Source organism: Neiella holothuriorum, from assembly GCF_019457915.1.
Classification (GTDB): domain Bacteria; phylum Pseudomonadota; class Gammaproteobacteria; order Enterobacterales; family Neiellaceae; genus Neiella; species Neiella holothuriorum.
In genome coordinates, this window is sequence record NZ_JAHZSS010000009.1 from 1 (window position 1) to 14,753 (window position 14,753).

Here is a 14,753-nt window from a genome sequence, read left to right on the forward strand (position 1 = left end):
CTGGCTCTGGCTCTGGCTCTGGCTCTGGCTCTGGCTCTGGCTCTGGCTCTGGCTCTGGCTCTGGCTCTGGCTCTGGCGCCAATTTTGCCGCAGGCTCCGCTTGAGGCGGTTGCTCGGCTTCCGCTTCTATTTGTTCATTTTCCGGCTGCTGTTCGGCTTCAACTTTGTCTTTGCTGAACCAGGAAAATAAACCTTTCTTTTTCGATTTTGCCATCTAATTTTGAACCCGTTGGTATGAACCCGCTTGAGAAACGGTGAGGGTTGAGAAAAACTGGTAGACTATTGCCGCTTTACTCCAGCGTACCGGAGTGAAACCGACGTTAAAATTTGTGTTGTCGCGGATGTTACCTGCTTCTGGTGTTTTTTTCATCCCAAGCGATTCACCTGCGCTAACACCATGTCAGTAAAATGAGTTGAGCCCGCTAAGTCATGCGTAAAAAATCTAACAAACATGCCGCGAGCGGCGGCCAAATTCGTATCATTGCCGGCCAGTGGCGCGGGCGAAAATTACCTGTTCATGATTTGCAAGGCTTGCGGCCCACCACCGATCGGCAAAAAGAAACTTTATTTAATTGGCTTCAAGGCGAATTAGATGGCGCCAACGTACTGGATTTATATGCTGGTGCGGGTGGCTTGGGGTTTGAAGCCTTATCGCGGTATGCCGAATCATTGATTGCCGTCGAGCGAGATGGTCAGGCGGCTAAGCAACTTAAAGCCAATGCACAAACATTGCAGGCGCAAGCACAAATTATTCAATCTGATGTACTCAGCTACTTGCAGCAAACGCCGCACTCATTTGATTTGGTGTTTGTCGATCCACCCTATGGCAAAGACCTATTAGCACCAACCTTGAGTGCGCTGCAGCCTTGGTTGGCGGAAGAGGCTTGGGTTTATACGGAATCAGAAGCGGGGTTGGTATTGCCACAACTGCCGGCGAACTGGCAGCTGTGGCGCGAAAAAGTGGCGGGGCAAGCCCACGCCAGACTTTATCGATTAACCTCTGAAGACTGAGCTTCCTCGGCAGGCGCAGACGAGGCTTTGCCGGCCTGGAGGGCCAGCTGACGATCAAGTTCGTGAGCAACGTCATCTGGCGAGCCGCTACCACGTGCGAGTAAACCGTATACCGACGGCACAATCACGAGGGTGAACGCCGTTGCCACGATAATCCCGGTTAATACCACCACGCCAATCACAATGCGGGTTTCACTACCGGCCCCCGAGCTGAGTACTAGCGGTAATGCGCCCAATGCGGTAGTGACAGCGGTCATGAGAATTGGCCGTAAACGCTGACCTGCGGCCTCGACAATCGCATCCTCGAATGGCGTACCTTGGTCACGCAGCTGGTTGGTAAATTCTACAATCAGAATACCGTTCTTAGCTGCGAGGCCAATCAGCATAATAATGCCGATCTGGCTGTAAATGTTGAGCGACTGACCAAACAAGTACAGCCCCAACAATGCACCGAATATCGCTAGCGGTACCGTCAGCATGATCACAAGCGGGTGGATGTAGCTTTCAAACTGCGCCGCTAACACCAAAAACACCACTAACAACGCCATGGTGAACACGAAGTAGATGGAGCCGCCGGAGTCTTGATAGTCCTGTGATTGGCCTTTGTAGCTAATCATGGCATCGGCGGGCAGGTAGGTGTGGGCAATATCGTTAAGGTAGCTTAATGCCTCACCTAGGGTGTAACCATCGGCCAAGCTGCCTTCTAACGTAATGGCGCGCATCCGGTTATAGCGATTAAGCGACGTGGCGTCGGCAAACTCTTCGACTTCTACCAAGTTCGATAGCGGTATTAGCTCACCAGTATTGGCACTGCGCACGTACATATTAGTCATGTCTGTGGCGGTGTTCTGGCGGTCACGTTCACCTTCTAGAATGACGTCATATTCTTCGCCACGCATCATGAAGGTGGTCACAACACGCGAGCCTTGCATGGTTTCTAGCGTGCGACCAATCTCAGAGATTGAAACACCAAGATCACCGGCTCGTTCGGTATCAACCACCACGCGAAGTTGTGGCTTGGTTTCTTTGAAGTCATGATCAAGACCAACGATATTCGGGTTCTTGCTGGCTTCACGGATCATAATGTCACGCCAGCGCGCCAACTCCTCGTAGTCACTGCCACCAAGAACAAATTGAATTGGCTTGCCAACACCGCCACCTAGAGCTTGGCGCATGACAGGGAATGCACGAACGCCGGCCAAATCGCCAATTTTTTCCTTCACCTCATTCATTAACTGCCAAGCGCTTGGCCTGTTTTCCCAGTCATTTAGGACCAAAATGGCAAAGCCGCCAGCAAAGTTTGAGGTGGAGCCAAATGAACGCGGCGTTCGGATCAGCAAGCGCTTCACGTCACCACGTTCGGTCATCGGCATCAGGCGGCGTTCAATCTCATCCATGTATTCTTTGCTGAATTGATAAGTGGCGCCCTCATGCGCATTCACAATAATGAAAAATGCGCCGCGATCTTCTTTTGGCGTGAATTCATCAGGTACTTGACTGAACAGCACGGTTACCGCACCAACGGCAGCAATAATGATGGCAAAGGTCAGCCAAGGTTTTTTAATGCGCTTACGGAGGCTGGCTTGATAGCTGGTCCGCACCCGATCGAGCGCCGAATCCATTTTGCGCGTCAGCCAGCTTGGCTTTTCGTTGGGCTTAAGTAGCTTCGAGCACATCATCGGTGACAGGGTCAACGCAACTAAGCTTGAGAAAGCCACAGCTGCCGACATGGCCACGGCAAATTCGGTAAATAGCTTGCCGATATCGCCATCCAAGAACGTGATGGGCAAGAACACGGCGATCAAAACCAGCGTGGTGGCAACAACTGCGAATGAAACCTGACGAGCACCGAGGTAAGAGGCAACGAGTGGCGATTCGCCTGACTCAATGCGTCGGTGGATATTTTCGAGCATCACGATGGCGTCATCAACCACCATCCCGATGGCTAAAATCATCGCCAGTAAGGTTAATAGGTTGATGGTAAAGCCGAGCAAATACAGAATGATAAAGGTGCCCATTAGGGAAACCGGCACCGTCAATGCTGGGATCAGCATGGCTCGAACGTTACCCAGAAATAGCAAGATGACGAGAATGACCAAACCCATGGCAATAAATAGTGTTTGGTAAACCTCATCAATGGAACGCTCAATAAATACCGACGAGTCGTAACTGTTGAGGACCTCCATGCCTTCGGGCAATTGTTCATTCACTTCTTTAACCAGCGCCTGAACGCCTTTGGCTACTTCCAGTGTGTTGGCGGTGGACTGCTTGGTAATCCCCAAGCCGACCATGGGAACCCCATTGCCGCGGAACGATTTTCGTTTTTCCGACGGGCCAATTTCGACCCGTGCGACATCGCGCATCCGTACTAAGTAATTATTATCGCCGCGCGCAATCACCAAGTTAGAAAACTGCTCGGCAGTGTCATAGGCTCGCTGAATACGCACGGTAAACATGATGTTGTCGGATTCAATGTTACCGGCAGGTAATTCAACATTTTCACGTCGCAGTGCGCTTTCAATGTCATTGACCGTAAGGTCGCGAGCAGCTAGCGCTTCGCGGTCGAGCCAAATACGCAATGAATAATCGAGACCACCACCAATACGCACGCGCGCTACACCGTCAATCACGCTGAACCGGTCTTCCAAATAACGCCTGGCGTAATCTGTCAGCTCCATTAAATTCATGCGATCGGACGTCAGGTTAAGCCACATGATGGTGTCATCATCAGCGCCTGCTTTGGTGACTTCTGGTGGATCTGCTTCTTCCGGTAAGTTATTGAGAATTCGTGAAACTCGTTCTCGAATATCGTTCGCTGCGGCATCAATGTCGCGGGAGATATTGAACTCAATAGTGATCCGTGACCGACCATCTTGAGAGCTAGAAACCACATTGCGAATGCCTTCAACGCCAGCAATTCGATCCTCAATCAATTTGGTAATGCGGCTTTCAACCACCGACGCGGAGGCGCCTCGGTAGTTGGTGCTAATGGAAACCACTGGCGCATCAATGTCCGGATATTCGCGCAACGGCAGCTTATCGAATGCGACCAAGCCAAAGGCCAGCAGCAATAAGCTGAGAACCGAGGCGAAGACGGGACGCTTTACAGAAACGTCGGTCAGGATCATGATTCACCCTCACGCCAAGTTTCTTCTTGGATCTCGACCTTGGCGCCGGCGCGAACTTTTAGTCGCCCTTCAATCACCATGCGCTCGCCGGGCTCGATGCCACTTAGGATTTCAACCATGCCATTTTGGCGCATGCCGATTTCGATTTCTTTTTGGCTTACGGTGTTTTCGTCATCAATTAAGTAAACGTAGTGCTTGTCTTGCAGCATGATCAACGCTTGCTCTGGCGCTGCGAACACCTCATGGCGTGCGCGTATCACTTGCACCCGCATCAGCATGCCTGGACGCAGGGCAGAGTCCTCGTTGTCAATTAATGCACGCACACTGATCGCGCGCGTTACTGGATCAATACGTGTTGCTAAGCTGCTAATTTTGCCAGTAAAGGTGCGGCCTGGGTAGGCTGCACTTGTGGTGGCGATTTCGGTTCCAGGAGTGACTGCTGTGAGGAAGCGTTCAGGGATTTGGAAGTCCAGTTTGAGCACACTAATGTCATCGAGGGTAGTGATTAACGTACCTGGGGTGACCAAGGCGCCGGTACTGACTTGGCGAAAACCAAGGTGACCAGGAAATGGCGCTGTGATGATGCGATCATCGAGATTAGACTGGGCTTCTGCAACGCGCGCTTGGCCAACATCAATCAAGGATTGCAGGCGGTCTAACTCTGAGCTGGCCACGGTGCGTTTGCGGACTAAGTCCTCAATCCGTTTGTACTCGCGTTGCTGCTCCGCCAAATAGACTTTGGCTGCTTGTAATTGTGCTTGCTGCTCACCACTTTGCAGTCTTACCAGAACTTGGCCTTGTTCAACGGCCTGTCCGTCTTTGAAACGCACTTCGACAATCTTGTCGGTGGTGTTGGCGGTTACTTCGATATTACTGTTGGCTTGCAAGGTTCCAAGCGCTTCGAAGCGATCTTCCATAATCATTTGAGTCATTGTCGCTGCGACAACAGAAGCCATTGGCCGCTGTCGTTTTTCAATGGCGGCATTCTGCTGGTAACGCCAGTAGACGCCACCCGCAACTGCGATAATAACGAGTGCAATAATGATACGTTTCATTGGGACGGTTTCCTGTCGGTAAACTGGATTTTTAGTTTTAATTATTAGTTATCGTTCGATGCCAATACTGCTAACGCCTTGCTCCCGAATCAGTTGGCGCAATGCTTTATTGTGTTGGTAGTCGAGTTTGGCTTTACCGGCTACGTGAGCCAGAATTTCTTGTTGGCAGTCGTGTTCAAATGCCATCAAGGGTTGATCGCTTAAACGGTCACCGTCACCAAGCTCAACGGTTGCTTCAATGAAGCGAGCAACGCTAGCCCGTGATAACCGGCTAATGCTCACGACTTGCTCGACATCTTTTTGAATCAGTAATTGCAGGCAATGATCGATGGCCATGGCTGCGTCGAGGCTGAGGTAGCTACCTAAGCTGTCATCTGTGCTGGGATCGGGGATTAAGTCTTGCAATTTTTCGGCTTGTTTGACGAAGTCGATCCGACTGCCTGCTACCGTTAAGTGCTCCCAAACGGTGTCCAAAATTGCGCGCGCTTTGCGGCCAGCATCGTTTTCCTGAGCATCAGCAAACAATTGCCAATTGGGCAGCATTCGTTCGGCAATCGCGGCACAAAAAGCAACATGCTGCCAGTCCTCGATTGCTCTGAGTTGGTCGTTAAATGACATGACTATTGACTCCTTAGTGCAGGGGAGCCGCATTGCCAGCAAATATCAAAGCTGGCGGGATTCGACTCATTACATTGTTGGCAATGCCAATGCCCTGTTACATTTTTCTGTTGTTGCCACTGTTGCATGATTTGTTGTGCTTGGTTGAAGCTTGTCTCATCAACCCAAAGCTCAATTTGCAACAAGTCTGCAGGCAACTCACCGACGGCTCCGGTGAGCGACTCGCCACGAATGTCTACCTCAATGCGTTGTTGCTCGAGTAACCCTGCAAGCAACCTCGCTTCAATACTGTTTTCTGCTCTGTAAAGGCGCTGGCGTGGCATTAATGCATGCTCGCTTCAAGGTAATCGGCAATGCCATCGAGGAACATTTGTACGCTCAGCATTACCAATATCATCCCCATCAGTTTTTCCATTGCTGTTAAGCCTCGTTCACCGAGCCACTTATGGAAGTTCTGTGAAAACAACAGAATCAAAGTCGTTGGTACCCAAGCGGCCAGTAGCGCGATGGTCCAATCGGTCATCCTGCCGGGCTCTTGATTAGCAAGTAGCAACAGCGCCGCCAAAATGGACGGGCCGGCAACCAGCGGAATCGCCATGGGCACAATGAGCGGCTCTTCACCTGCGGCTAAGCCAATAACGCCACCGGGCTGTGGAAAGATCATTCGAATTGCAATTAAAAACAAAATGATACCGCCAGCAATGCTGACTGCTTCTTGCTTTAGGTGCAAAAACGACAAGATCGCTGAGCCGGTATAAAGGAACAGCAACATGATCGCCAAAGCAATGACCAACTCGCGGATTAACACGATGCGACGCCGCTTCGGATCAACTTGTTTCAGGATGGACATGAATATGGGTAAGTTGCCCAAAGGATCCATGATTAGAAACAACATGGCGGCAGCCGATAGGGTTTCCATTATCACCTCAATGAAATGCCAAAGAAAATTGGCCGCGAGTCTACCACAGTGATTTGAGCAAAATGCCTAGCAACCAGAGCCTTTGCAAAAGAAGAACTGTAAATAATTGTAAGGATTATAGAACAGCACCGGAAACTAACGTCTGTAGTGGCTAGTGTGCGGCTGTTTGGGGCTTTTACGAACGCTTGTTGCCGGCAGTGCGAATGATTAGAATAGCGCACCTATTTTGGAGGCTGTCATGTCAGAACAAGGCTCAAAACAAAGCTCAGAGCAACGCCTTTTGTATCGCATTCAATTTGTCGTCAATGGTGAGCAGTATCAACTATTTGTGCGTGAAGTCGTGCAAGGAAGTTTATGGGGCTTTATTGAAATTGCCGACTTTGTTTGGAATACCCAATCTGAGCTTCTTGTCGATACCGCGGAAGAGCGTTTAAAGAGTGAGTTTGCCGGTGTGAATCGCACTTACTTGCCAATGCATAACGTGTTGCGAATTGATGCCGTTGAGCAACGAGGGCGCGCGAGCATCAAACCGCTATCAGACAAAGTAACGCCGTTTCCCGCGCCAATCTATACCAAGGGTAAGTAGCGCTTATCCGTTGAACGGAGCGCTGCTGTCAAACGTGCGTCGTTTAACAGCAGTGAGTGCTTTACTGTTGTAGCTGGGCGACGACTTGCCGCAACGCATTGGTTTCACCGGCTAACTGTTGGCCATTGTCTTTTGCCACCTGAATATTACCCGATACGCTGTCTGACAACGCTTGCAATGAACTGACATGTTGGCTGGCGGTTTCTGCCACTTGTTGTTGCGATGTGGCATTTTGAGCAATTTCATTGTTCATATCGCTAATCGACGTGACGCTGGCGCGAATATGTTCGAGCGCATCGCTAACCTTGGCCGAGGTTTCAATGGTTTGCTGCGCGGCCGTTTGGCTTTCTCGCATGGCGGTATTGGCTTCGCCTGATGCGCGCTGCAATTCATTAATGATGGATTCAATTTCTTCGGTGGATTGCTGAGTTTTTTGAGCCAGCGATCGAACTTCGTCGGCCACCACGGCAAACCCTCTACCTTGCTCCCCGGCGCGAGCCGCTTCAATTGCGGCGTTTAACGCCAGCAAATTGGTTTGTTCTGCAATGGAACGAATCACCGTTAGCGCAGAGCTGATGTTGTCGCTATTTTCGCGCAGTGTTTCCACTTTCATTGCGGTGGTATCAATTTGCTCCGTCAACTGATTCACCGTATCCATAGAGCTGATCACAATGGCAGCACCGTTATCTGCAAATTCACGCGTACTGTGGGTTTGCTCGGCGGCGCTGCTGGCATTGCTCGCCACTGCGGTCGCATTGCTATTGAGTTCAGACAGGGTTTCTGCAAGAGACGTCAATTCGCGTTGTTGCTGGCCGTTAACCGTTAAGGTGTTATCACTGGCAGCAGCCATGCTTTCGGCGTTCATTTCCACCGTTTCGCTGAGCTGATGAACTTGACTGGCGACTTGAGACAGCTTGGTTTGTTGCTCGGCACACATGGCTTGCACCAGTGTCACTGGATCTGGTTGATTCGCAGACAATTGAGGATGTTTGCTGGCCATTTGTTGGAGCGGCTGCATGAGCCATTGTTGGGTGCCCCACCAATTTGCCAAGGCCAACAGCAACAAAATGACCGCAGTAAGCACAACGGCTGCGCCGATGCTAAGCGAGTTAGTCACTAGCGTAGAGCCAATAATGATGAGTGTCACCGGTGCGGCGCTCAGTAAGGTTAAGCGCAGTGCAAGACCAGCCATAGGAATGATTCCTTTTGTAATTCGTGCCGCTTTGAGGCGACGACGGTATGTCGAGCTATTATCGACACTGTTGGCCGAAGCTTGAATTGTCTGACAATAATTTTTTGGTTACGTGATGTAAACCATTTCTCATCTTAGGTGCTGATAGCTATGTAGTTTTACAGTTGTTTGTGAATCGGCAGCCAACTTGAAAAGCGAGCAAGCCAGCGCCGCCAACAACTGCTTTCCGGCTCTTGTCGCTTGAGTTGGGTTTGCCCGCACCAACGACGTCGCCAGAATAATTTACCTCTGCGGCGAGATACTCGCCAGCTGTTGCCGGATTGCGTGTGCTGATGAAATTGCTCAAGCACTTGTTGGGCGAGCGGCTGACTGTAGATCAGCAGGCCCATTTCAGTATTGAGATGAATCGAGCGGGGATCGGCGTTATGGGTGCCAATGAACACATGTTGTTGATCGAGTACCAAGGTTTTGCTGTGCAAGCTGTATGGCGACGGCGCCGGTGGATCAAATTGAGCGCTAGGTGATAACTCAAACAACTTGGCGCCCAGTTGCAACAAACGACTACGATGCGCCATGTAGCCGCCATGAGCCATCACAACATCATTACTGGCCAGAGAATTGGTGAGTATATTCACTTTTACACCTCGCTCTTGATATTGCTGCATTAATGCGAGCATCCCCGGCGTTGGAATCAAGTAGGGTGATATAAGGTGAATCTCTTGCTTGACGCGTCGTAGCGCAGCCAATAACGGATCAACACTGTAACGCGGCTGGTTCGGGCCCTGTTGCACTTTATCTGGCGAGTCATAAATCACAGTCGCTTGCGCGCGAATCAGATTTTGAGTAATCGCAGCGACTGGAAGCTTGGCCAATTCCTGTAAGCGAGCAACGTGACCATATTGGCGCGACCGCTTAAAGCGCCTCAACATTAACTGAAGCCGTCGCCGTTGGCGCGCGGGTAAGCTAATTTTGAGCAGAGAGTTCACCGGTATTGCCCAGCGGCTATTCCAAAAATCATCAAACGCCAGATGCATGGCCGGGATAACATTGCCCAGGCACAGCAAATCGAGATCTCGAAACGTCACCTGACTCGACAAACCAAAATACTGGTCGGAAATATTGCGGCCACCACATAACGCCACCAGCGAGTCCACCAGAATCAATTTATTGTGCATGCGGTGATTGACTCGTTCGTTGCGTAACCATTCAAGAGGTCGGGTCAGCGGGGTCATGCGGCGCGAATTAAAGGGGTTGAACAAACGGATCTCAATATTCGGGTGGTGATCAAGCGCTTGTGCGTTGAGATCGGCATCAAAGTGAATATCATCAATGAGTAAACGAACGCGCACGCCTCGCTCTGCGGCGGCGATGACATGCGACATCAACAGTGAACCACTATTATCATCGAGCCACTTGTAGTACTGCATGTCCAGGCTGCATTGCGCTTGGTCAATGAGTGCGAGGCGAATGGCTAGCGCTTCATCGTCTCGACTGATGAGACGGAATGCAGCGTCATCGCGCAGGGTTAGTTCGGCCGCGGTTAGCTGTTGGCCAATCGGGCACTGCCAATCGGCTGGAAGGGCGTGGCTCGCCTTACTTTTCCAGTTACGAGGAATTCGAATAATGCTGGACGATTTCATAATGACAGGTACGGGCCTAAGTCCAACCTGGTTCTCCCCCCAACAACGTGTAGCTGACTTATGAGCGTATTAAGTTGGTTGCTCGCCGTTAATTTGAGTTTGCCATGGCAATTGGTCGAGCACCATCAGGTTTTAAATAATCAACAGCAAGTTGTGGCAGGTCAATGTTCATCGCAATGGCTCGATGCAACGCGTTCTCGATTGAACGATCCGTCAATCGCGTTGCCGAACCCTTTTGAGCTGGTGGTTTGGAATACGTATAAGCAGCAATTGCCCGGCTTTCAGGCGGAATTCGAGCGCGTTGCTTCGCAAACCGATGTGCTGGCGCTGCAAGAAGTGGTTGCTGAACCTTGGCTTGTGACGTTGTTGGGGCAACCCGAGTGGTTTCGCCACCAGAGCAATGCATTTTTTTCTGCTCGGCAACACGGATATGCAGCGACTGGCGTAAGTACCTCGGCGCGAGTGCCCGCCCGCCACGTTTGTGGATGGTGGGCTGAAGAGCCATGGTTACCGGTGCCTAAAACGGCGCTGCTCACGGTGTTTTCATTATCGGATGAAGGCGCGCTCTGGTTGGTCAATTTGCATGCAATTAACTTCACTTTGGGGGTAATTGATTATCAAAATCAATTAGAGCAAATCAGTCGGTTATTAAAATGGCACACAGGCCCCATTATTGTGAGTGGGGACTTTAACAGCTGGCGTGAAACACGGCATGATGCACTAGTAGCGTTTAACCAGGAATTAGGCCTTGAAGCCGTTTCCTGGCAGCCGGATGAGCGAGTGACGTTTCTGGGCCAACCGGTTGATCATGTTTTTTATCGAGGGTTAGTGGTTGAGCAGGCTGCGGTGGAGGCAACGCAGGTGTCCGACCATAGTCGGTTAAGAGTTCGTTTTAAGCTTTTTAATGCGGATTAATGGCTTTAAGCAAAATTACCCTCTAACTTGTGAAGCACAAAAACTGTGATACTGTTAACTCTTTAAACCTGCCTCAAATCAACTTGTTGTCTCGATCTGGCACGGATAATAGTTTCGATAAAAACAGCAAATCACAGCTCGCTGACTTGGCGCAACAAGCCATGAATTGTTTGTTCACTTTAAAAACAATGATTCATGGGTTTGTAACGTTGGGGAGCAAATAATAAATGTTTGTGGTACCGGTTTCTCGGTGCCGCAGTTGACGTAAATTGAATTGCAAAGGAGAAGTCATGTCTGGAATTTTGTCCATGATTTTGGCAGGGGGTGAAGGTACACGGTTGTCGCCATTGACTGGGATTCGAGCCAAACCAGCAGTACCTTTCGGCGGTAACTATCGCATTATGGATTTTGTACTGAACAACTTCGTGAACTCGGATTTGCTTCAGATTTTCGTATTAACTCAGTTTAAGTCGCATTCGTTGATGAAGCATATGTCCCGTGCCTGGCAGGTTTCGGGTTTGACCAATCGCTTTATTGATCCGATTCCGGCGCAGATGCAAACCGGTAAAAACTGGTATATGGGCACAGCCGATGCCATTTACCAGAACTTGCATTTGATTCGCGGCCTCGACCCAGAGCACGTTTGTATCTTTGGTGGTGACCATATCTACAAGATGGACATTCGCCAAATGATTAATTATCACCATGATAAAGACGCGGTATTGACCGTTGCGGCGATCCCTGTCCATGTTAGCGAAGCCGATCAATTTGGTATTATCGAAATTGATGAAGACGGCCGCATGATTGGCTTTGAAGAAAAGCCAAAAGAGAATCCAAAAACTATTCCTGGCCGCCCTGACATGTGTCTGGCCTCGATGGGCAACTATGTGTTTGAAGCGAAAACACTGGTGCAAAGCCTAGAAGAAGATGCCGAAGCGGAAGGTTCGAAGCACGATTTTGGTCACGACATCATTCCTAAGCTTTATGCGCAAGGTAAGGTGTTTGTTTACGACTTCTCGACCAACGTAATTCGTGGTGAGCCTGAGTATGCTCGTGGCTACTGGCGTGATGTAGGTACCATTGACGCTTACTTTGAAGCCAATATGGATTTAATCCAAATTCAGCCACCTATCAATTTGTATAATAAATTCTGGCCGCTACGCAGTTATCATCCAGCAGTGCCGCCAGCTAAATTTGTACATGATGAGACCAACCGAACGGGTCAAGCTATTTCATCCATGGTTGCCGCAGGCTCCATTATCAGTGGCGCTATTATTTACAACAGTATCATTGGCCATAACGTCCATATTCACAGCCATTCTTATATGGAAAAGTGTGTGATCATGGGTAATAACGATATTGGTGAAGGTTGCCGAATTCGCCGAGCGATTATTGATAAGGATGTTCATATTGCACCGGGCACGGTGATTGGTGAAGATCCAGAGTCAGATCGCAAGCGCTTCCACATATCCGAAGGTGGAATCGTGGTGATACCGAAAGGTTCGCGAATCGGATTCTAAGCTATAAAACCCCGGGCACTCCCCGGGGTTTTTTCTATGCTTAACTTAATATTGAATTGCCACAACGGACACGCTTGATGAAATATGTCGCAGATACTGGACGCACTTACCCGCTGGGTGCGTCGTTCCTCAATGGTGGTGTAAATTTCAGTCTATTTAGTCGCTTGGCCACTGGCGTTGAATTGCTGCTGTTTGCCGACCTGGAAGATGATTGTCCTGAAACCATCACGCTCAACCCAGAATTTCACCATAGTGGGCACTATTGGCATATTTGGCTGAAAGGCATTAAGCCGGGCCAGCTCTATGGTTATCGAGTTCATGGGCCATACGTGCCTGAAAAAGGTTTGTATTATGATGCGAGCAAGGTCTTGCTCGATCCGTATGCTCAAAGCGTCTGTCGGCCACCAACTTATTCGCGGGCAATGGCGTGCGAATTTGGTGTTGATAATGTCGGCCATAGCTTTTTAGGGGCGGTGGTCGATCACAAAGGGTTTGATTGGCAAGAAACCAGCCGCATTGCGCGCCCGCTGTCAGAAACTGTCATTTATGAAATGCATGTCAAAGGCTTTACCGCCCACCCTAATTCCGGTGTAGCACCAGAGCGGCGAGGCACTTATTTAGGTGTGATCGACAAAATTCCGTACCTGAAAGAATTGGGCGTAACGGCCATTGAGTTAATGCCGGTGCAGCAATTTGATCCGCAAGATGTACCGCCTAACAGCCCCGCAAATTATTGGGGATATAGCCCCATCAACTTTTTTGCGCCACATTCTGACTATGCCATGGACAAGTCGCCGCTGGGGCCTGTTAATGAGTTTCGTCAAATGGTGAGAGCGTTGCATCAAGCTGGCATTGAAGTGTTCCTTGATGTGGTCTTTAACCACACCGCAGAAGGCGGATCCGATGGCCCGATTCTGAGTTTCAAAGGCTTAGATAACGACACTTATTACATCCTCGATCAGAATGATCAGTTCACCAACTACAGTGGTTGTGGCAATACCTTTAATGCCAATCACTCGGTGGTACGACGGATGATCCGTCACTCGTTGCGGTACTGGGTTCAGCAAATGCATGTGGATGGATTCCGGTTTGATTTGGCGTCGGTGTTATCGCGGGATGAAGCCGGGCACCCAATGGCAAGCCCACCTATTTTGTGGTCCATTGATACGGACCCCGTTTTGGCACAAACCAAGATCATTGCTGAAGCTTGGGATGCCGCAGGGCTTTATCAGGTTGGCAGCTTCATTGGTGATCGCTGGCAAGAGTGGAATGGTAAGTATCGCGATGATATTCGCGCGTTTATCAAAGGTGACGAAGGCCAGCTTAGTGCGTTTGCCAACCGTTTGATCGGCAGCCCAGATATCTACTTGCACCATAACTCGGCGCCACAGCGAAGCATTAATTTTGTGACCGCTCACGATGGTTTCACCTTGAACGATGTTGTGAGCTACAACGACAAGCACAATGAAGCGAATGGTGAGAACAACCGTGATGGTGACAACCACAACAATAGTTGGAATTGTGGTGTTGAAGGGCCAACGGACGATCCCGCTATTCTAGCGTTGCGCCAACGTCAGATGAAAAACTTCATGACGGTGTTGTTCTGTTCTTTGGGCACGCCGATGCTCAATATGGGCGATGAGGTCGCACGGAGCCAACAGGGCAACAATAATGCCTATTGTCAGGATAACGAACTAAGTTGGTTTGACTGGGATGATGTTGCTAAAAATCAAGATCTCCTTCGATTTACTCAAAGTTTGATTCGTTTACGGTTACTTAACGCTGGTCTTAGCCAGCAGTTGAATCAGTCGTTAGCGGATATGCTCAACAGCGCCAACATCGAATGGCATGGCACGAAGGCCTACGCGCCCGATTGGTCATCTCATTCTCGCTCGATTGCCATCAAAATGCAGGCGCCTCATTCTTCTGAAACAGTCTACTTCGCGATTAATACGTATCACGAACCACTGAGCTTTGAATTGCCTGACGTGGAAAATAGTCACTGGTATCGGATTGTTGATACGTCGCTGCCGAGTCCTGATGATTATGTTGAATTGGGCTGTGCACCTGCGTTAACCGTTGATCACTACCAATTAGACGCCCGATCGGTGTTGTTGTTGTGGGCTAGAAAAGGCTCCGACCTAACGTAGCCAACGACGCTGTTTTGAC

At 49.8% G+C, this 14,753-nt stretch carries 12 protein-coding genes and 1 pseudogene; 5 read left to right on the forward strand and 8 right to left on the reverse strand.

What is annotated here, in order from left to right:
• Nucleotides 1–214 (reverse strand): annotated as a pseudogene (locus K0504_RS08855) (hypothetical protein); the annotation flags it as partial.
• A gap of 215 nt (nt 215–429) precedes the next feature.
• Between K0504_RS08855 and rsmD the strand changes: the two are divergent.
• On the forward strand, nt 430–1,011 hold the full coding sequence (gene rsmD / locus K0504_RS08860; protein ID WP_220103830.1) for a 16S rRNA (guanine(966)-N(2))-methyltransferase RsmD: 582 nt from the start codon (nt 430–432) through the stop codon (nt 1,009–1,011).
• On the opposite strand, the gene K0504_RS08865 is transcribed toward rsmD, so the two are convergent.
• The 5 genes from K0504_RS08865 to K0504_RS08885 are packed head-to-tail and all read right to left on the reverse strand — an operon-like array spanning nt 987 to nt 6,731.
• Complete coding sequence (locus tag K0504_RS08865; RefSeq protein ID WP_220103831.1) at nt 987–4,139, reverse strand: efflux RND transporter permease subunit; 3,153 nt, start codon at nt 4,137–4,139, stop codon at nt 987–989. The two genes, rsmD and K0504_RS08865, sit on opposite strands and share 25 nt — an antisense overlap.
• Nucleotides 4,136–5,194: an efflux RND transporter periplasmic adaptor subunit gene (locus K0504_RS08870; RefSeq protein WP_220103832.1), complete on the reverse strand. Its 1,059-nt coding sequence runs from the start codon at nt 5,192–5,194 to the stop codon at nt 4,136–4,138. Before K0504_RS08870 ends, K0504_RS08865 begins: the two co-directional genes overlap by 4 nt.
• Nucleotides 5,195–5,242: 48 nt before the next feature.
• Nucleotides 5,243–5,812, reverse strand: a complete 570-nt coding sequence (locus tag K0504_RS08875) for a YjaG family protein (RefSeq protein ID WP_220103833.1) — start codon at nt 5,810–5,812, stop codon at nt 5,243–5,245.
• A gap of 2 nt (nt 5,813–5,814) precedes the next feature.
• Nucleotides 5,815–6,135 carry a putative signal transducing protein gene (locus K0504_RS08880; RefSeq protein WP_220103834.1) on the reverse strand — a complete coding sequence of 107 codons (321 nt, stop codon included), beginning with the start codon at nt 6,133–6,135 and terminating at the stop codon, nt 5,815–5,817.
• Complete coding sequence (locus K0504_RS08885; RefSeq protein ID WP_225918064.1) at nt 6,135–6,731, reverse strand: YhgN family NAAT transporter; 597 nt, start codon at nt 6,729–6,731, stop codon at nt 6,135–6,137. Before K0504_RS08885 ends, K0504_RS08880 begins: the two co-directional genes overlap by 1 nt.
• 238 nt (nt 6,732–6,969) lie before the next feature.
• On the opposite strand from K0504_RS08885, the gene K0504_RS08890 reads away from it, so the two are divergent.
• Entirely contained in the window at nt 6,970–7,317 is a 348-nt protein-coding gene (locus tag K0504_RS08890) for a DUF1820 family protein (RefSeq protein ID WP_220103835.1), read from the forward strand.
• Between the two features lie 61 nt (nt 7,318–7,378).
• Here K0504_RS08890 and K0504_RS08895 read toward each other — a convergent pair whose 3' ends face one another.
• Nucleotides 7,379–8,509, reverse strand: a complete 1,131-nt coding sequence (locus tag K0504_RS08895) for a methyl-accepting chemotaxis protein (RefSeq protein ID WP_220103836.1) — start codon at nt 8,507–8,509, stop codon at nt 7,379–7,381.
• 158 nt (nt 8,510–8,667) lie between these two features.
• A complete protein-coding gene (locus tag K0504_RS08900; RefSeq protein WP_220103837.1) occupies nt 8,668–10,149 on the reverse strand; it encodes a phospholipase D family protein in 1,482 nt (493 codons plus the stop codon).
• 60 nt (nt 10,150–10,209) lie between these two features.
• On the opposite strand from K0504_RS08900, the gene K0504_RS08905 reads away from it, so the two are divergent.
• From K0504_RS08905 to glgX, 3 genes are all read left to right on the forward strand, one after another.
• Nucleotides 10,210–11,064 (forward strand): endonuclease/exonuclease/phosphatase family protein, encoded by an 855-nt coding sequence (locus K0504_RS08905; protein ID WP_220103838.1) that lies wholly within the window; start codon nt 10,210–10,212, stop codon nt 11,062–11,064.
• Between the two features lie 290 nt (nt 11,065–11,354).
• Complete coding sequence (gene glgC, locus K0504_RS08910) at nt 11,355–12,584, forward strand: glucose-1-phosphate adenylyltransferase (RefSeq protein WP_220103839.1); 1,230 nt, start codon at nt 11,355–11,357, stop codon at nt 12,582–12,584.
• 77 nt (nt 12,585–12,661) lie between these two features.
• On the forward strand, nt 12,662–14,734 hold the full coding sequence (gene glgX, locus K0504_RS08915) for a glycogen debranching protein GlgX (RefSeq protein ID WP_220103840.1): 2,073 nt from the start codon (nt 12,662–12,664) through the stop codon (nt 14,732–14,734).
• The last annotated feature ends 19 nt before the right edge of the window (nt 14,735–14,753 follow it).

Bases quoted from the DNA above. Each gene is read 5' to 3' on its own strand.
- rsmD (WP_220103830.1), top strand. From the start codon at position 430: ATGCGTAAAAAATCTAACAAACATGCCGCGAGCGGCGGCCAAATTCGT.
- K0504_RS08865 (WP_220103831.1), bottom strand. From the start codon at position 4,139: ATGATCCTGACCGACGTTTCTGTAAAGCGTCCCGTCTTCGCCTCGGTT.
- K0504_RS08870 (WP_220103832.1), bottom strand. From the start codon at position 5,194: ATGAAACGTATCATTATTGCACTCGTTATTATCGCAGTTGCGGGTGGC.
- K0504_RS08875 (WP_220103833.1), bottom strand. From the start codon at position 5,812: ATGTCATTTAACGACCAACTCAGAGCAATCGAGGACTGGCAGCATGTT.
- K0504_RS08880 (WP_220103834.1), bottom strand. From the start codon at position 6,135: ATGCCACGCCAGCGCCTTTACAGAGCAGAAAACAGTATTGAAGCGAGG.
- K0504_RS08885 (WP_225918064.1), bottom strand. From the start codon at position 6,731: ATGGAAACCCTATCGGCTGCCGCCATGTTGTTTCTAATCATGGATCCT.
- K0504_RS08890 (WP_220103835.1), top strand. From the start codon at position 6,970: ATGTCAGAACAAGGCTCAAAACAAAGCTCAGAGCAACGCCTTTTGTAT.
- K0504_RS08895 (WP_220103836.1), bottom strand. From the start codon at position 8,509: ATGGCTGGTCTTGCACTGCGCTTAACCTTACTGAGCGCCGCACCGGTG.
- K0504_RS08900 (WP_220103837.1), bottom strand. From the start codon at position 10,149: ATGAAATCGTCCAGCATTATTCGAATTCCTCGTAACTGGAAAAGTAAG.
- K0504_RS08905 (WP_220103838.1), top strand. From the start codon at position 10,210: ATGAGCGTATTAAGTTGGTTGCTCGCCGTTAATTTGAGTTTGCCATGG.
- glgC (WP_220103839.1), top strand. From the start codon at position 11,355: ATGTCTGGAATTTTGTCCATGATTTTGGCAGGGGGTGAAGGTACACGG.
- glgX (WP_220103840.1), top strand. From the start codon at position 12,662: ATGAAATATGTCGCAGATACTGGACGCACTTACCCGCTGGGTGCGTCG.